The organism is Shewanella sp. SM69 (assembly GCF_025653985.1).
Lineage (GTDB): Bacteria > Pseudomonadota > Gammaproteobacteria > Enterobacterales > Shewanellaceae > Shewanella > Shewanella oncorhynchi.
This window is the reverse complement of the sequence record NZ_JAKKRV010000006.1, coordinates 120178-139236: the sequence shown is the minus strand read 5'-3', so window position 1 is coordinate 139236 and position 19059 is coordinate 120178. Positions and strand designations below refer to the sequence as shown.

The window sequence follows — 19059 nt, the reverse complement described above, 5'->3', positions numbered from 1 at the left end:
AAATTTCTTCACGCAATATTTTATTCTTTTAAACCTAACCGTTTTGCAAGTCGGTGCAAATTACCTGTATCGATTTGCAATATTCTTGCACACGCAGCCCAATTTTGTTGATTCGCGGCTAAAACTTGGCGAATAAGTTGACGCTGATATCTCTCAGTCGCAGCCTTAAGCCCCAGCATAACACTGGAATTATCTTGCGATTGTCCCTCACGACAGGCCGACTCAGACCTAAATGCTAATTCACTGGCTGGCGTTGCAGCATCTGATGGCCTATCTTCGTCGACTGTTCTGTGTGCTTGATTCATCAAAGAATCGAGCTGAAAATGTTTATTACTTAAGCTGATGTAAGTCGTTTTTAGCTCGGCTTTCGCCAACACCGCAGCCCTGTGTATCGCATGCTCTAGCTCACGCACATTACCCGGCCATGTGTATTGCTCTAATAACTGCTGCGCTGCGGGTGTGATATTGATATGGGTGAGTCCTAACTTCGCTTTACAACGTTCAAGAAAAAAACCTGTCAGCATGACAATATCTTGCCCACGCTCTCTTAATGGTGCTACGTGGATAGGAAATACGCTCAACCTATGGTAAAGGTCGAAACGAAAACGCCCTTCCGTTGCCTCTTGGTGCAAAATTCGATTAGTGGCGGCAATAATCCGAGTATTCACTTTTAGGCTCTTATCACTGCCAACTCGCTGTAATTCACCGTATTGTAAAACCCTCAATAACTTAGCTTGCAGCCCCAAGGGAAGCTCCCCGATTTCATCTAAAAACAAGGTCCCCTTGTCAGCGAGTTCAAACTTGCCTTGCCTATGACTGATTGCCCCCGTAAATGCCCCTTTTACATGCCCAAATAACTCGCTTTCGGCGACGGACTCCGGCAGTGCAGCGCAGTTCAAATAGATAAGTGATTTATCGGCTCTGGTCGATTGATTATGTATCGCCGCGGCCACTAACTCCTTACCCACGCCAGTTTCGCCAGTAATTAATACCGATAAGTCAGTGCCTGCCACGGCACTTATCTGCTGCTTTAGCGATTGGATCTGTGTGGATTGCCCTATGATCTCCTGCTGACTAGCAGGACGATTGAGCACCTCAGTTCCATTGGAAACTTCAACAACTTGGGATTCTAGCTGTTGCATCAATAACGCAGTATTAAGACTGGCTGCGGCCAGTGCACTGATCACACGCAACTCGCTATCACTAAAACCATCAAACTGATGAGGGTTGAAACCATCAATGGTGAGCGCCCCAATTAAGCGATCGTTCGCGATTAGTGGTAAACCAATGCACGCATGTACATGTAAGTTCGCACTATGATGTGGAATTAAACCATCATACGGATCGGGAAGTTCACTGTCGGCCGGGAAACGAACCACATCGCCAGCACGGGCGATAGCCTCTAATCTCGGATGTTCACTAATTTGAAAGCGCCGCCCTAACACTTCGGCAAAGAGCCCATCTATCGCCAAGGGGACAAATTGCTGCTCCCGAAATGCCAATAATGCCGCAGCATCACAATTGACACGCCGCCTGACCACTGCCAACAAACGCTCAAATCTGTCTTGCGTCGACACGCCGACAGTTAAATCTAAGGCTAACTGAGTTAAATCAGCATGGGCACTCATAGCACATCCACAGTCAAATAAAGTCATATTGACAACAGTGTAATGTCAATTTGACCAATATCAAATTGTCATTATGACACCAGCAAGTAATTTCAAATGTTGAAATACGTTAATACCAATAAAAATCAACACCTTATAATTTTGGCATAGTGAGTGCAATAAGAGATTTAACTAAATAAGCAAGATTTACGTAGCGCATTCATTATTAATTATCACAGGTGTATTTATGACTATTCATGTAAAAAACAATATCCACTGGGTGGGCCAACGCGATTGGGAAGTGCAAGATTTTCATGGTACTGAGTACAAGATAACTAAAGGCACAAGCTACAATAGCTACCTTATCCGTGAAGAAAAAACCGTGTTAATTGATACAGTTGATCATCGGTTTAGCCAGCAATTCTTACAAAATCTTGAAGCTGAAATTAATTTAACCGACATAGACTATATTGTGATGAACCATGCAGAGGAAGACCACTCAGGCGCCCTGACTGCATTAATGGCCAAAATTCCTAACACTCCAATTTACTGCAGTGAAAATGCGGTCGACTCCATTGTAGGACATCACCACCACCCAGAATGGAATTTCATTACCGTAAAGACAGGTGATAGTTTAGCAATAGGCAATGGTAAGCAACTGATATTTATCGAAGCACCTATGTTGCATTGGCCAGATAGCATGATGACATACCTCACCGAAGATGCGGTTTTATTCAGTAACGATGCCTTTGGCCAACACTATTGCGACGAACATTTATTCAATAATGAGGTTGATCAAAATGAATTAATGGAGCAATGCCTACGGTACTACTCAAACATTTTAACGCCCTTTAGCAGCCTAGTGACGGCTAAAATTCACGAAGTATTAAGCTTTAATTTACCTGTAGATATGATCGCAACTTCACACGGCATTGTGTGGCGTGATAATCCTGCCCAAATTATTCACCAATATTTAGCTTGGGCCGACGCTTATCAAGAAGACCGCATCACGATTTTCTACGACTCTATGTCCAATAATACTCGCATGATGGCCGACGGTATTGCTCAAGGTATTCATGATGTTGACCCCAATGTAGCAGTAAAAGTGTATAACGTCGCACGTCATGATAAAAACGAAATCCTTGCACAGGCATTTAGGTCAAAAGGTATTTTAGTCGGCTCATCCACCATGAATAATGTGATGATGCCTAAAATTGCCGCCATGCTTGAAGAAATTACGGGCCTGCGTTTTCGCAATAAAAAGGCGGCAGCTTTTGGTAGTTATGGCTGGAATGGCGGCGCAGTCGATAGAATTCACACTCGTTTGATGGATGCTGGTTTTGAAACCTCGGCGGGATTAAAAGTCAAATGGCGTCCCGATCGAGATGCGATGCAAGAATGCCGTCAGCACGGCCAGCGAATCGCGCGAGAATGGGCATTGCGGCCCCTCGATAGCGCTAATAGTCGCTCTATCATTAATCAAGTCATGTCAAAACCAAGCCAAGCCACCACGGCCAGTCAAACAGATGAAAATACTGCTACTAATAACGTCCCTGTGACGGCACCGATTGCAACAAAAGCGTGCGAATTAAATGATACACAATCAATGATTTGCACCGTTTGCCAATGGGTTTACGACCCTGAAAAAGGAGAACCTAATCAAGATGTCATTGCTGGCACACCTTGGACTCAAGTGGCCGAAGACTTCCTCTGTCCCGAATGTGGCCTAGGTAAAAGCGTTTTCGCTGTCATAAAAAATGAGGTGACTAATGCCTAAGCCAATCGTCATTATCGGCAGTGGATTCGCGGCATATCAGCTAGTCAAAACAATGCGACGTTTAAACCGCGAACAACCGATTACAGTTATCACAGCCGACTCTGGTGACGAATACCATAAACCAGATTTAAGCCATGTGTTTAGCCTTAAAAAAATGGCGTCAGACCTCATAAAATTGACCGCGACTGAATTTGCACATGAACAACAAATTGACGTGATAAATCACTGTGAAGTCATAAAAATAGATAAAGTTCGTCAGGTAGTCTGTTGCCATCAAGGACGCGAAATTGCGTACGAAAAATTAGTGCTTGCCACAGGTGCACGGCCCTTTATTCCACCTATAGAGGGGGATGGCGTCGATATCATCCACACAGTTAACAGCTTAATGGAGTATCAGGCCTGCGAAGCAGACATCCATGGCGCGAGGAGAGTACTAGTTATCGGTGCGGGTTTGGTCGGAGTTGAACTGGCAATGGACTTAGCAACTGCGGGTAAGCAAGTGTTTTTGGTCGATCCACAAGCGAGCTTAATGCCGAATATGCTACCCGAAATGTTAAGCCACAAACTGACCGCTGTACTAACGCAGCATAACGTCACAGTGCAATTGCAAACCCGAGTCAGCCAACTGCAACACCAAGATGGCAGTATCTCTGTGTGCCTAGATAATGACCAGCGGTTTATTTGTGATGCGGTTATCTGTGCAGCCGGACTGATCCCTAACAGTCAACTTGCCCAGCATGCGGGGCTAGAGGTCAATAAAGGTATCGTCGTTAACGAATGCTTACAAACCAACGATGCCCATATTTATGCGCTAGGTGATTGCGCCCAAATCAACGGCCAAAATAGGGCCTATTTGCAACCTGCGTTACTGAGCGCCAATGCACTGGCGAACACATTACTGAACCAACCGACAGCAGTGAATTTTCCCGCCATGCTCATTAAAGTGAAAACGCCACTGTTACCTATACAGCTCAGCGGTATAACAGTGAATGGCGTCCATCGCTGGCAAGTCGATATTGATGCTCAAGGAAGCTGTATTAAAGCATTCGACGTGGATGAAACATTTATAGGATTTATCGTAACCGAGGATAAAATGCAGCAAGCATTTGGATTGTTAAAGCAGCTAAATAGCCCTAACGCAGCGCTCATCGCAGCCTAAGAGCACATTAACGAGAATGTTAATATTGTTGTCGCTGATAATAAAAACTGAGTAGAGGCTTTCTACTCAGTTTTATCGTTTCTACTATTATTCAAACATTCGCAACAGCAATAGTTTAAAGACCTAATGCCAGTTTAATACGTTGTCCGTAATCCGCATCGGCTTGAGTAAAATGCGCCACCATACGTTGCTGCACATCTAAACTCGCTTGACTTAATGAACCCGAAATTGTTGCCACTAGGCGCGCTTTCTCAGCTTCAGAGAAGATGCGATACAAATTACCCGCTTGGGTATAATCGTCTTGGTTATAACGACTGTAACGCGCCGCTTCACCTTCTAAACGCAATGGTGGTTCGCTAAAGTTTACTAGCTCAACCAAGGCATCAGCAGTGCTGTTCGGGCCATAGTTTGCCAAAGCGTCGCCACCAGTTTGACTGCCATGATAAGGACATTGTGTGCCCGCCATCGCACCTGCACGTTGATGGTGATTTGCCTTAGCGGCATGCGGGCAGTTTACTGGCAATTGGTTGTAGTTAGCACCAATGCGGTAACGCTGCGCATCGGCGTAGGCAAATAAACGCGCTTGTAACATCTTGTCTGGTGAAGCCCCGACGCCTGGGACCAAATTACTAGGTGCCAATGCCACTTGCTCAACTTCAGCAAAGTAGTTTTGTGGCAGACGATTTAGTTCTAATACACCAATCTCAAGTAATGGATAGTCGCTATGCGGCCAAACCTTAGTTAAATCAAATGGATTGATATGGTAAGTATTGGCATCCGCCTCAGGCATAATCTGCACATTAACCGTCCAACGCGGGAAGTTACCATCAGTAATAGCAACCACCATATCGCGCTGTGATGAATCGGGATCAATCCCTTTTAATTTATCAGCCTGTTCATTGGTTAAGTTGACCACGCCTTGCTGCGATTTAAAGTGGAACTTCACCCAGAAACGCTCGCCCTTGGCATTCCACAGCGAGAAAGTGTGTGAACCATAACCGTGCATTTGACGGTAGTTTGCCGGAATACCACGATCCGACATCAAAATGGTTACTTGATGCATAGCTTCAGGATTCAATGACCAAAAGTCCCACATAGCCTGCGGATCTTTTAAATTGGTCTGAGGATTACGCTTTTGCGTATGAATAAAGTCTGGAAACTTAATCCCATCTCGCAAGAAAAAGGTCGGCGTATTATTACCCACGATATCGTGATTACCACGGGCAGTATAAAAACGTAAACCAAAGCCACGTGGATCGCGCTCTGCGTCGGCAGAACCCATTTCTCCACCTACGGTTGAGAAACGAATAAAGGTTTCGGTTTGCTTACCAACACCATTGAAATGGTCAGCAATGGTGTAATCGCTTAAATCTTTAGTCAGCGTAAATGTGCCGTAAACTCCTGTACCTTTGGCATGCACGATACGTTCAGGAATACGCTCACGGTTGAAATGGGCTAACTTTTCAATTAAATGCCAATCTTGTAATAGCAAAGGACCACGTTCACCCGCCGATAGTGAGTTTTGATCATCGGCCACTGGGGCGCCGTTTTGGCTCGTTAAGTACTGACTTGTTTGATGTTGTTGACTCATGCCCTGCTCCTTAGTCTTGATTGCTGGTTAACCAGGTTTCAATTAAATCGTAAATGGTGGCCATGGTTTATCTCCTTGGCTGCGACGTGTTGTCGATGGAGCAAGAATAGAGAATTACCACTTGAGAATAAAACGATTAAACTAGATTTTCACAATCTAAAAAAAAGATTAAGAATGGGTTTAGCAAGACAGTTAATGAATTACACGGACTCACAGCCAATGGTCCGCTCACATCACTTAAGATGCTGTTGAAAAACCAAATAGCTGCTCAGGACAATGGAGCGAAGTGCGGTGCGAGAAAGCGGAGTTAAGCTGATACACTGCCATTAACTGCTGGATAAGTCGGCTTCACGATAAAGCTTAACCAAATAATAAGTGTCAATCAGCACGATAAAAAAGTTAACTAAGGCAACAGGATAAGCCCCAATTGCCACACCGTAGGCCACAAATAAAGCCGCACCAATGAGATTCCACCAGCGCAGTTTCTTAATGTTTGACATCATCAGTGATATTGCAACGACCACTGAAGCTAAATAACCAACCCATTCCCAAATTGTAGCGTTATCCATATCCAATCCTTATCTATATATTATTTAAATCAAACGATTGATACGCCATTCACACCACAGGTAATAAGCTGGCTCATCGCATTTAGCGTTTAACGACAGCCGCCGTCATCCGTGAAATACAAGTCAGTTCACCCGCGCTGTTGTGGATTAAAATCTCCCATACAGAGCTGCGCTTCCCTAAGTGGATAGGCTTAGCCGTGGCGGTTAATACCCCATTACGGGAAGCCCGTAAGTGGTTAGCGTTAATTTCTTGACCGACACAATAGTACTGCTCAAAATCCACCGCGAAATTTGCCGCATAGCTGGCAACGGTTTCAGCAAGCGCGACATTCGCGCCACCATGCACTATGCCCAAAGGGTTATGCACCGCCGGACTGGCTGGCATAGTGGCCTTCATGTAATCGTCGCCAATCTCACTGATCTCAATTCCTAAAGTCTGCATCAAGGTGCCTTTGCCACCCACACCGGCGTCTAAACGCGCGCAATCCTCTAACGTTACAGCTCTAAACCAAATACTCATTGCAACTTCCTAGTCAATAAAACCAATCAGCAGTTTACTGTGAAGTGGATGAAGTTCAACTAGTTTACTCTCAGCTGGTCACATCAATATCAGCAAAAATAAGGCTCAAACTAACCAAGATTTAGCGGTACTTAGCTGACTAAACCAGACAAGAAATAATCCCCACACCACGACTACACTTGGCATAATTAACGCGTCGGCTCCTAGCACCACAGCCGCTTGCTGAATGCAAAATACATAGGTCATTTGCAACAAAATAGCGATAAGCGAGGCGACCAACACTTTATAAGCAATTAATTTTCTGAATAACAATAATAGACATCCTAGAACCCCTGAAACTACGGCAAAGCCAAACACAGCATCAATCCAAATTGGCGTTGTTTCATAGAGTGTAATTTGATCTGGGCTCATCTGTGCCAGTGCATCTGGCGTCATAGTCATTTGCATAACAAAAGCCATCAGCCCCATGATATTCCACAACAAACTGAGCGTTGCGACAAAGTAAAACCACAGTGGCGCCTTGATATTCATGGTTTTCAGCGGATTTGAGGTGGTATCCATACTCACTCCTAATAAAAACTGAAAAAAAGAGATAAAAAAGGGATGGTTAACCATCCCTTTGTTTCAGTCTAGCTCACAAATTGCACTTGTGAGTTAACCCCATATACAGGTTAACGGCGACGACGCTGCAAACCAAACAAGGACATCAGTGCTAAACCTAAATAACCTAAAGCACCGCCATCATCTTTAGGCTTTGGCTCAGGTTTTGGCGGCACTACTGGCGCAGGATAACTTAAAGCAACAATCACAGGATCATGATCCGATGCAGAAAAAGCATTTTCAGATTTAGCCAGATCACCAGAGAACTTCTTACCGTATTCAAACAGGCTAGATTCCACTGAGTTGATATGCCAATCTTCAATATCCACTAAACGTTTGGCTAAGCTAGCATTGGCTAAAGCATGATCTAAGTTACCTAACTCGCCGTTATAGCTATAAGAGAAAGTGCTTGCACCGTGGGCTTTCGTGTTCAAGTTGATAAAGCCATAACCTTTTTCAATCTTGCTGCCTTGGCGTTCAAACACTTTGCCGTCGAGCGTCGTCCACGAAGCGGTCAGGATGTCACGCTCTGACTTGCTCGCATCGAAGTCGGTTAGTACACGGATAGGATCCTCCATACCATAGGCATTCATATCACCGATGATCAGTAAGTCGCCTTTCACGTCTTTTAGCGTTTCACCCAAGACTTTGGCTGCAGATACGCGGAAAGCATTACACTTGCCCTGTTGATCGGCCGGATCAACTGACTCTTCGAAGTTAGCCCAATCTTCTAAACAGCCTGAGCCTTTAGATTTCAAATGGTTAACGACTACGGTCAGAGACTCATCATGGATTTTAAAGGTTTGCGCTAAGCTGTGACGTTGATAAGCATCATTGCCAGGGTTAGTCTCAGTTTTGCCATCTTTTGTGCGAGTCACGCTGCCAGCACTGGCGTGCTGTTCTGGAGTACCGATAACTTGTGCTGCCCCCGCTAAAGCCACTTTACCACCACGGTATAACATGCCGACAGTAATCGCATCTGTGCCAAAGTACTTGCCGTCATACTTATCAGCATCGGTGATTTCAACAAAGCTATAGGCGTTTTCAGGCGTCTGCTTGTCATTTAGTGCATCGACTAAATCCTTAATCGCACTCTTCTCACCAAAACCGTTGTTAGCAATTTCCATCAAACCGACGATATCGGCGTTCATGGCGGTAATAGCGCTAACGATTTTAGTACGTTGTAGCACCATTTCTTCCAGCGTTAGGGCGCCACGGTTACTGCCTGATGGATTGGTATCGCCACCATCAACATCGTTAAAGAAGTTCAGCACGTTAAAGCTAGCCACGCGCAGATCTCCCTTAGTTGCAACACTTGGGGCTTCGGTTCTATCGTCACCACGGATAAAATCACCCGCTGTAATAGTATTAGTCGCCACTAAACGATAAGCGCCGTAGCTGTAACCAATCACACCTTGCAGGTTAGTCAGTTGATCGCCAACACGGATGTAACCCGTTTCCACATTGAAATCAGGGAAGTATGGAATAACACCATTGGCAGGCTTGTAATCGGATTCGATAAAGAGTTGGTTTTCGCGGTTAGATTTAACTAATGCCGTTGCTTCAGCAGAAAGCGCTGGATACAGCTGTGTCGGCTTCATCAAAGGTGCTTGATATGACACTAGCATGTTATTGCGACTACCCGCATAGTCGAAGCTGAAGGTGCGGCTGATTTTAAGATCGCTGCCCGCATCTAAGGCCACATTCATGCCTTCATAGCGCTCTAATGCTTGCGCTAAGGTTTCGCCATCGGCCACATAGAAAGGTGCGGCAACAGGGACTTCACCCTTAGCGCCAACATCAAATTTCTTATCGGCTTTAATATCGATTTGAGTTAGGCCAAAGTATTCTTTCACTTTACCCTGCACACACACTTCAACCCCTGGTTGAATCGCTTCAGGTGCAGCTTCACCTAAGAATACAAATACACCATCAGAGGTATACGGTGAGTTATCACCCTTAACTTCTTGTAAGTAAAAACCTTTAAACAAGCTTTCACCACGGGCAGTCACGACGCCACGCACAGTCACTTCGGCTTCAGATTCGAATGCCCCTGCTGGTACAAATGGGCTCGACTCGCCCGCACCTTGTACTTGATAAATAGGCACAATTTTAGCGCCAGTACAGCTAAAGAGCGGCACTTCTGGCTCAGCAGGCGTTTCTAGAGAACCTAAACCAGAGAAGGTATCTTTAGGTAATTGTTCCCACTGGGCGGCATTAAATACTGTATTCGCCACTAACGCATCTAATTTACGTTTTAAGGTAACGTCTAATCCCCAACCCGTTGGCGTCGGCACATCACCAATAATATCGATGACTGCATCATCTTTCATTAAGGCAACCGCATCACCGCCATTAAAACTTAAACTACCAGAGTAACTATCAACCCCTTGAGCAACAGTAATAGTACCGCTAGTATTTAAAATAACTTTTGTCGATTTTGCCGCAATAGTTTGACCACCTAAAGCCACCATATCCGACGCAACAGTAGCACCATCTTTATAACGAACCAGTTTATAACCCGCGAGATCAATTGCCGTATCGCCGCTGTTATACAGTTCAATCGCTTTATTATTTGAGCTACCTTCAACATATTCGGTGATCATCACATCTGCGCTTGCCATCATAGGCAAAGCCGCTGCAACAGCTAAAGAAATAGCCGTTAATTTATTAACATTATCCATATCATCAACCCCATTATTATAATATTGCCGCTAACTTCTATTAACGTGCGAGCGGATTATTTCAGAGTTGAATGCGTAAAAAAAGAGGGCAAGATCGCACATTGCCAATGTAACACATTGATGAGTAACTAATTATAGACTTCTCACTGTTCACCTAACAGAACAGGATGGTAAATCAAAAGTATTAGCCATGTAAAAACAAACAGTAAGAACAATACACATAAGCTCAAAGCATTTGGCATCCTGCTTAAATAACAATCAATATTTTAATGTGATATTTTGATGATATTATTCAGTATGCAATACCCAATAAAATATAAGGAACACGGGTCCTTAAAAGGTAATGGATATAATTAAAACTTAATTTAGCATTCATTATTTTGAAATAAACATAACAGTCAAACTGCTAAAGTGGATGATTTATACCCTTGGTTATTGCAGCAGATTAATGTTGATGATGGGTATAAAAATGAAACACAGAGCCAGTCTGAGAACCAACGGCTGTAAGATAGTGAGCTCAATATTAAAACAATAATGCGAATTTTACAGACAAAAAAATACCGCTCATTTAGGAGCGGTATTTTCAATTGCGGCGTATTACACGTCGCAGCTAATCAATTACTTTTTAGCAGGTTCAGCTACTGGCGCCGCAGAAGCTTTCTCGATTGATTTCAACTCAACTTCGAAAATCAACGTAGAGTTTGGTGGAATAGTACCAGTATCACGTACGCCATAGGCTAATTCTGATGGGATCACAAACTTGTACTTAGCGCCAACAGGCATTAATTGCACGCCTTCAGTCCAACCTGGAATAACGCGATTCAAAGGGAACTTAGCCGCTTCGCCGCGTTTATAAGAACTATCAAACTCAGTACCATCAAGTAAAGTACCGACATAATCCACTTCTACAGTGTCTTCTGCGGCAGGCTTTTCACCCGTGCCTGGAGTTAATACTTCATATTGTAAGCCAGACTCAGTTGTCACTACACCAGGCTTAACCTTGTTTTCTTCAAGGAATTTTTTACCATCTTCGATATTTTTCGCAGAAATCGCTGTTGCTTGTTCCTGACGTTTATCGTTTAACTTTTTATCTAGACCTTGAAGAATGGTTTGCATTTCTTCTTCGGTTAAACTTAATTGGTCATTCAGACCATTAGTGAAACCAGTGACGATCAGAGTGCGATCAACTGGCAGGCCTAATTCTTCTTGCTCTTTGATATGGCCAGACATATAACGACCGATTGAAGCGCCTACACTGTAAGCTTCTTTTTGAGCTTCAGTCGTTAATTCAACATTTGTACTCGTAGCTGCTTTTTCTTCTTGATTACAAGCAGATAGGCCAATAATAGCCAATGCAACTAACGATAATTTATAAATCGATTTCATTAAAGCTTCCTCAGCATCCTCAAGCGGTTACAATAACCTAAGCGTGACAACTTTATACTAGTTATCTCGGTTATACCAACTAGATTCTTTATGGGTTAACAGTGATTAATGTCACTTGATCAAGTCTAAAGACAACAACTTAGGGAGCAAGTTCATGAAGAAAAATCTACTGCTGGTAATTTGCACAGTTTTTCTAATCGCTTGCCACCCCAAAGCAGAAGATATCAGTGTTCTCACAACAGAGCCCAGCTATAGCGCGAGCCTATCAAGTAATGGGCAATTCGCCTTAGTCGCCACTCAAAGTAGTGGAGTCCAATGCTGGGACCTCAGTACTCATACACTTAAATACCAATGGATACATGGCGATATCAATACTGGCGTCACAGGTACGGCAATTTCGCCCAACGGACTATTTGCTGTGTCGTTAAGCCGAGATTCAGTTGCCATGTGGAGAATAGCCGACGGAAAATCCCTAGGATGGTGGTCTTTGCCTTCATCCGGTGAAAGCGTGGCGGTAGCCGATAATGGCGCACTACTCATTGGTTTAAATGATGGTTCCGTTATGTCGCTCAATGCTGCCCAAAGTGCCTTAATCAAATTTCTGGGACATAAAGATCGCGTCAATAGCGTGGCCCTCTCCGCGGATGGTCGATTAGCATTAACGGGTTCGAATGATATGCAGGCGATTCTTTGGCAGGCGCAAACGGGTCAGCCGCTTCATACTTGGACCTTAGGCAGCCGTATCACTAAAGTGGCGCTTAACGACAGTGGCACACTAAGTTTTACCAATGGCAGTACAAATGAAGCCAAAATCTGGGATAACACTAGCGGTAAGCTGTTAAATCAGTTAGATATTACACGTCGGCAGATGAACTTTTCTGCTGTGAGGTTTATCAAACAAGACAGCCAGATATTAACGGGAACGCCGGCGCGGGAAGTCATACTGTGGCAACGAGACTCGGGTAAGGAAATCGAAAAATGGCAGGTTGCACTCACTAAAAACAGCCAAAATCGAGGAGCCGTTGTATACTCTGTGGCAATTCGAGATACCAATAAAGTCGTTAGTATCAGTAGCCAAGGCTTAGTTGAGACTTGGCAGCAATAGAGGTTAGTCATGCAAGGCGTACAAGCACAGATTGAAGATCTAGAAACCAAATTGGCTTTTCAAGAGCTCACAGTCGAAGAGTTAAACCAAGAAGTGATCAAATTAAATCGACTTGTGGCTCACCAGCAGCACCAAATTCACATGTTAATTGGTAAGTTACAAGACATGGAACCCAGTAATATGGCGACTCAGGCAGAAGAAACGCCGCCGCCACATTACTAATACTGACGCTTTAAAATAAGACTTTGATTCAAAAACTGTTACCGCAAAATATCCAGGGAATGCGATGTTTATACATTTGATGCCAAAACAAACCCCGCCTTTATTACCCATAGCGTTAGTGGGTGAAGCTATCCTAGGGCAGACTGCAATTGCAGTGCATCATTTCGATGCCGAGCTCGCGCACCTTGCAGAGCAAATGTCTGCCAGCATGGAAGCCGCCAAAGGCGTTGGCATCGCGGCGCCACAGGTTCACAGTCCCTTAGCCTTATTTATTATGGCTTCTCGCCCTAATGAGCGTTATCCAGACGCACCCAATATGGCACCTGTGGTCGTGGTTAATCCGCAAATCATTCATGCATCGAGTGACTTAGTCGGCGGCGAAGAAGGTTGTCTGTCCGTTCCCGGCCAAAGATTTAACATACTAAGACATCAAGCCATTGAAGTGCGCTACCAGAATTTACAAGGCGAGTGGCAACAGGCCGAATTAACAGGCTTTATTGCGCGGATTTTTCAACACGAATTTGATCACCTGCAAGGGATCACCTTACTCGAGCGTTCACGTATGCCTGAACAGGCTCAGTCGATTTCAGCCCAGTCCATCGAACAAGGTGAAGCGCAATAATGAAACTGTCTTTGGTTACACCTTTATCTCGCGCTTTTATTGCACCCGCTTTGGCAATGGGGTTGGTGTTAAGTTTATCGGGCTGTGCCTACAACAGTATTTTCATTAATTACCCTTCACAGATTGAACCGCTCAAACAAGAGTTGAATAGTGCAACGCCCTTGGCCGATATCGACAAACTTGCCAGCAATATCAATGGTAACGACGGCCTACTCTATGCTCAAGAAGCGGGCCGTATTGCTCAAGTCGCCGGCGATTTTGCGGCCAGTAAAAAGTACTATCAACAAGCGGTCGATGCTTACACCGCCTTTGATGATAAGGCCAAAGTCAGCGTCAGCGACATTAGTGCCACAGCCAGCAGCTTAGTGTTAAACGACAATGCGATTCCGTACCGTGGTCCTGGGTATGAACGCATCATGCTGCACCAATATCAAGCCCTTAATTATTTGTTTAGTGGCGATTACCAAGGCGCTTTAGTCGAAGTTCGTCGCAGTAACGAGTTACAAAGCAGTGAGCAAGAGCGCTATCAAAAATCGCAAAAGTCGGTACAAGCCATGGCGAACGGGACTATCGATGCCGAGGTCAACAAACTAGGCCAAGCCGCAGGCACTGTGACGAGTTCTTTCTTAAACGCTTACAGCTATTACACCACTGGCGTATTACATGAAGTGCTGGGTGAGCCGAACGATGCCTATATCGATTATCGTAAAGCGGCACAAATCACCCCAGACAACACCTATTTACAGCAAGATCTGGTGCGCCTCGCCAAGCAACTCGGCATGCCGCAATATGATGAGTTTAAACGTCGTTGGGGCGATGCTAAATTACCTAATCCCAAAGATGGCCAAGTGATTTTGATGGTCGAGCGCGGCTTTGTGCCTGCTAAGCAAGCCCTCACAGTGCCTTTTACTATCCATGGCAATTGGCAAACCGTGTCGCTAGCCACTTACATGCCAAACAATACTTTTGTGCCAGAGACGCAAGTGCAAGGTTTAGGTACAGTGCTGAAAACTGAACCTATTGCCAATATCGATGCCTTAGCCATCACAGCACTCAAGGAAGATCTGCCCGCAACCTTGGTTCGCCAAGTCGCACGTGTCTATGCCAAATCTGAGATGGCCTATCAGGTTGGAAAGAGTGGCAGCCCCGGAAATAATGCCGCCGATATTGGCAGCATAGCGATGCAGATTTTTAACGTAGTAACAGAGCAAGCGGATCGTCGTAGTTGGCTGACGCTGCCTAAACAAGCACAGATCGGGCGGCGTTATTTGAGTGCGGGTGAATACACTTTGCAGTTAGATAAAGCGCCACCGGCAAAAATTGACGTTGCAGCAGGCAAAACCACCTTAGTCTGGGCAATTGATACTGGTAATTACACCCGAATTTATTCAATAATCATTTAGCCTAGCGGTTGTGGTATTTGAATAAGACGAGTGTCATTAAGTTTATACAATCACAAAATGGAACTGACTATGAAACAATTTAAACTGATTTTTGTGCTGGCTGCCGTTATGGGTCTGGCTGCATGTCAATCTAAAGTCGAGTATGGCGATGCCACCGAAGTTGAAACCGTCAATGAGAACTTTGGCTCAACGGATCTACAAGCTATTGCAGCCAAGATGGTGGATAGCATGATGACTTTCCCTCCTATCGTGGCCATGACAGCTAATAGCCGTCCGATTTTATTTGTCGACAGCATCAAGAATAAAACCTCAGAGCACATTGATACTGAGTCAGTTACTGACTCTATCAGCAACAAACTATTGCGCTCAGGCAAGTTCCGTTTTATCGACATGACCAAAGTAGACTCAGTCCGTAAGCAACTGGATTACCAAAACAACACTGGCATGGTTGATCCATCAACCGCCATCAAGTTTGGTCGTCAAATCGGCGCGCAATACATGTTATACGGCAATTTATCAAGCATAGTGAAGCAAGACGGTAGCACTAAAGACGTGTACTACAAGATGACAATGCGTTTAATGGATTTAGAAACAGGCTTGATTGAATGGTCTGATGAAAAAGAAATCCGCAAGATGAAGTCTAAGTCTTTCTTAGGCATGTAATTGTCTCAGGCGCTTACTTTCGCCAAACTGAGTTTCCAATAAGCCAGCTGAAATGCTGGCTTTTTTTTTACATTTTTAACATTGGTTATCCTAGGCAAATAAGGTAGTGTACTCGGCCAAAATACACTGCAATGATACTGGCTCAAATCGGCACTGGCGCAGGGGATAATTTGCCACAAAGGCAAACCTACACACACGATATTGAATCCAAACATCCAAGCAGAAAACAAAACAAATCGTTGAAGGATTTAAGTTGTGAACTTGTTTAAAGCCAGTCTCGTTGCCCTTACCTGCGGCACATTAATGTCGTGTGCAACCCAAAGTACACTCAATACGGGTCCACGTGATGCTAGCGCTTATATTAGCCAATATCAGGCTGCGCTTCGCTCGCAGGTCATCTCCGATATTCACTATGACTTGGATTTTCAGCTCACAGGGGACGCCGAGTTTTCCGCCACCTCCAAAGTGACATTTCAATTAAGTGAAGTGCCAAAACAACTGAGCTTAGATTTAAACAAGGCGCAGATAAAACGCTTTATCATCAACGGTACCGCCGTATACCCCAATTACAATGGCGCTTATATCAGCTTAAATACGCGTTTACTCACCTCAGGTGAAAATACCATTGAAGTGCAATTTAGCCGTGCCCACAGCACCAATGGTGAAGGTTTACACCGTTTTAAAGATCCAATCGATGGCAAGGTCTACCTCTACTCTCATTTTGAACCCGCTGCAGCTCAGCAGATGTTCGCAGTGTTCGACCAACCGGATCTCAAGGCTAACTATCAAATTACGGTAACAGCGCCCAAAGACTGGCAAGTCATTAGCTCGATGCGTGAAAGCCAAATCACCCCAGCGGGTGCTTACAATCGTTGGACTTTCCCACAAACACCTAAGCTAAGCCCATATAACTTTTCGATGCACGCGGGCCCTTATCACATGTGGCAAGACAACTCAGGCCGCTATCCTATGCGCCTGTTCGCCCGTCAATCAGTTGCTAACCAAGTCACGGAGCAGGATTGGTTTACCTATACAAAACAAGGGTTAACTTTTTTCGATAATTACTTTGGTATTCCTTACCCCTTTAAGAAATACGATCAAATTCTAGTGCCAGACTTCCTTTATGGCGCGATGGAAAACGCAGGCGCAGTGACCTTTTCCGAAGATATCTTCCTTCATAAAGCGGCTATGACAGCGGATCAGAAGCAAAATCTTGCGGGCGTGATCATGCACGAAATGGCGCACCAGTGGTTTGGCGATCTCGTCACCATGAAATGGTGGAACGGCTTGTGGTTAAATGAAAGTTTTGCTTCATTTATGGGCACACTAGCGACTCAAGAAGCTACAGAGTTCACTAATGCTTGGCGTACCTTCTACGCTAAAGGCAAGCAAAAAGCCTATGAGCAAGACAGCTTAGTCACCACGCACCCCATTGAAGTACCCGTAGCAACAACCCAGAACGCCTTCGACAATATCGATGCTATCACTTACCAAAAAGGCGCATCAACGCTGAAACAATTACGCCATTTACTCGGGGACATGGTGTTTCGTCGTGGCGTCAGTAACTATTTAAAACAATACAGTTATCAAAACGCTGAGTTAGACGATTTTATCAATAGCCTAGGGAAAGCCGCTGGCCGCGATTTAAGTGCATGGACTCAAGAATGGCTCTACAGCGCGGGCGTTAACACCATCAAGGCGGAATATCGTTGTGAGGGCAACCGAATCAGCGAATTTAGCCTACGGCAGCTCCCTGCAAGCGCAGAGCTACCCACATTACGTGAACAAAAAGTCCAAGTGGCTCTATTTACCCAAGGTCGCTTTGATCTGCGAAATGACATTACAGTGCCAGTGACTTACAAAGGCGAGCGTACCGAAGTTAGACAACTGATTGGTGAGCGCTGCCCAGACCTAGTCTATCCAAACTTTGATGATTGGGGCTTTGTGAAAGTCGAGCTTGATGACAAGTCATTTAATACCGCAAAACAACAACTGAGTAACATTTCCGATCCACTACTGCGATCTATGCTGTGGCAAAGTCTGTGGGACAGCGTCCGCGAAGGTAAATTGAGCTTAGATCAATACCTAAGCACAGTGTTTGTTAACGCGCCAGCTGAGACGGACTACACGATTGTTGGTCAGATCATCGATAGCATGTTGCGCTCGAAGGAATATCTCGCGCAGATCGCCCCTATTCAGCAAAACTACGCTGAAAATGCAATTAAAGGCTTAAGCCAAATGAGTCTGAGAAAAGCAATGGAAAATAAAGGCGATAATGACTTCCAACGGATCTGGTTCAATGCCTATGTCAGTTTAGCAAGCGACAGAGATTCACTGCGTCATTTAGCACAACTCATTGACGGTGAAACAAAAATTAAGGGGTTAACTTTAGATCAAGATTTACGATGGGCAATCATCACCCAGCTTAATCGCTATGATTTTCCTAACGCGCTGCAGCGCTTAACCAAAGAAGCTGCCAAGGATAATTCAGACTCTGGCGAAAAAGCGGCACTTGCGGCACAAGTGATCCGCCCTGAAGCGGCCGCAAAACGTCGTTGGTTAAGTAAAGTCCATCTAGACAGCCTGCCTTTCTCCAAACAGCGGATTATTATGCAAAATCTTTATCCTGCTGAGCAAAAACTATTAAGTGCAGCTACAGCGGAAGAGCGTCTGGCGAGCTTAATGGATATGGACAAAAAAGGGCCAGTATTTATGCGTAATTATAGCCATTTCCTCATCCCAACCGATTGTAATTACACTAGCATAGCGGCATTGGACAAAGTACTTGATCGCCAAACTGGGCTATCTAACCTTACCCGCCGTAATCTACTGGAAACCCGTCAAATAGAGCAGCGTTGTGTGCTGATCAAAAATAAGATGACCCACTAATATTTAGGTCATTTTAAAATGAACAAGGGGCTCCTAGGAGTCCCTTTTTTATGCTCTGTTACAGATGAGTCTTAAACTTGAACCAGCACACAAGATGCTACCTGCGCGAAATTAAGCTCACTAACCTTTGATATAAACAAGCCAGCATTCTGAATAATGAATTAATCACACTCACAACCAGAGACATATTTAATTAAATTGTTAGCTTGAGCTTATGTATTTTAACGGCTTACTGTCGATAACTAATGTTATTTATCACCTG

15 protein-coding genes are annotated in these 19059 nt (G+C 44.6%); 8 read left to right on the top strand and 7 right to left on the bottom strand.

From position 1 onward, the window contains the following. Window positions 1-20: 20 nt before the first annotated feature. The gene (norR, locus tag L5M37_RS10440) at window positions 21-1628 is read right to left on the bottom strand and encodes a nitric oxide reductase transcriptional regulator NorR (RefSeq protein WP_263192011.1); all 1608 of its coding nucleotides are present in this window, start codon (window positions 1626-1628) and stop codon (window positions 21-23) included. 226 nt (window positions 1629-1854) lie between these two features. Between norR and norV the strand changes: the two genes are divergently transcribed. Continuing rightward, complete coding sequence (gene norV, locus L5M37_RS10435) at window positions 1855-3384, top strand: anaerobic nitric oxide reductase flavorubredoxin (RefSeq protein ID WP_263200403.1); 1530 nt, start codon at window positions 1855-1857, stop codon at window positions 3382-3384. After that, window positions 3377-4543: an NADH:flavorubredoxin reductase NorW gene (gene norW, locus L5M37_RS10430; RefSeq protein ID WP_263200402.1), complete on the top strand. Its 1167-nt coding sequence runs from the start codon at window positions 3377-3379 to the stop codon at window positions 4541-4543. Before norV ends, norW begins: the two co-directional genes overlap by 8 nt. Window positions 4544-4658: 115 nt before the next feature. Here the strand turns inward: norW and katB are convergent, their stop codons facing one another. From katB to fkpA, 6 genes are all read right to left on the bottom strand, one after another. Beyond that, window positions 4659-6134, bottom strand: coding sequence for a catalase KatB (gene katB / locus L5M37_RS10425; RefSeq protein ID WP_263200400.1), 1476 nt, complete (start codon window positions 6132-6134; stop codon window positions 4659-4661). 326 nt (window positions 6135-6460) lie between these two features. After that, a complete protein-coding gene (locus L5M37_RS10420) occupies window positions 6461-6703 on the bottom strand; it encodes a YgjV family protein (RefSeq protein WP_028761593.1) in 243 nt (80 codons plus the stop codon). An 82-nt stretch (window positions 6704-6785) separates the two neighbouring features. After that, window positions 6786-7223, bottom strand: a complete 438-nt coding sequence (locus L5M37_RS10415) for a PaaI family thioesterase (protein ID WP_263200398.1) — start codon at window positions 7221-7223, stop codon at window positions 6786-6788. A 105-nt stretch (window positions 7224-7328) separates the two neighbouring features. Next, on the bottom strand, window positions 7329-7784 hold the full coding sequence (locus L5M37_RS10410) for a hypothetical protein (RefSeq protein WP_263200396.1): 456 nt from the start codon (window positions 7782-7784) through the stop codon (window positions 7329-7331). A gap of 110 nt (window positions 7785-7894) precedes the next feature. Next, a complete protein-coding gene (exeM, locus tag L5M37_RS10405) occupies window positions 7895-10507 on the bottom strand; it encodes an extracellular exonuclease ExeM (RefSeq protein WP_168824918.1) in 2613 nt (870 codons plus the stop codon). Window positions 10508-11125: 618 nt separating this feature from the next. Next, complete coding sequence (gene fkpA, locus L5M37_RS10400) at window positions 11126-11893, bottom strand: FKBP-type peptidyl-prolyl cis-trans isomerase (protein ID WP_105250047.1); 768 nt, start codon at window positions 11891-11893, stop codon at window positions 11126-11128. 154 nt (window positions 11894-12047) lie between these two features. On the opposite strand from fkpA, the gene L5M37_RS10395 reads away from it, so the two are divergent. The 6 genes from L5M37_RS10395 (at window position 12048) to pepN (ending at window position 18797) form a co-directional block, all read left to right on the top strand. Then, entirely contained in the window at window positions 12048-12998 is a 951-nt protein-coding gene (locus tag L5M37_RS10395) for a WD40 repeat domain-containing protein (RefSeq protein WP_263200394.1), read from the top strand. Between the two features lie 9 nt (window positions 12999-13007). Further along, window positions 13008-13220: a SlyX family protein gene (locus L5M37_RS10390; protein ID WP_006080410.1), complete on the top strand. Its 213-nt coding sequence runs from the start codon at window positions 13008-13010 to the stop codon at window positions 13218-13220. A gap of 64 nt (window positions 13221-13284) precedes the next feature. Next, on the top strand, window positions 13285-13842 hold the full coding sequence (def, locus tag L5M37_RS10385; RefSeq protein WP_263200392.1) for a peptide deformylase: 558 nt from the start codon (window positions 13285-13287) through the stop codon (window positions 13840-13842). Next, on the top strand, window positions 13842-15245 hold the full coding sequence (locus tag L5M37_RS10380; RefSeq protein ID WP_011845965.1) for a COG3014 family protein: 1404 nt from the start codon (window positions 13842-13844) through the stop codon (window positions 15243-15245). Before def ends, L5M37_RS10380 begins: the two co-directional genes overlap by 1 nt. Window positions 15246-15314: 69 nt before the next feature. Further along, complete coding sequence (lpoB, locus tag L5M37_RS10375; protein ID WP_006080406.1) at window positions 15315-15908, top strand: penicillin-binding protein activator LpoB; 594 nt, start codon at window positions 15315-15317, stop codon at window positions 15906-15908. Between the two features lie 255 nt (window positions 15909-16163). Continuing rightward, the gene (pepN, locus tag L5M37_RS10370; RefSeq protein ID WP_263200389.1) at window positions 16164-18797 is read left to right on the top strand and encodes an aminopeptidase N; all 2634 of its coding nucleotides are present in this window, start codon (window positions 16164-16166) and stop codon (window positions 18795-18797) included. Window positions 18798-19059 lie beyond the last annotated feature (262 nt).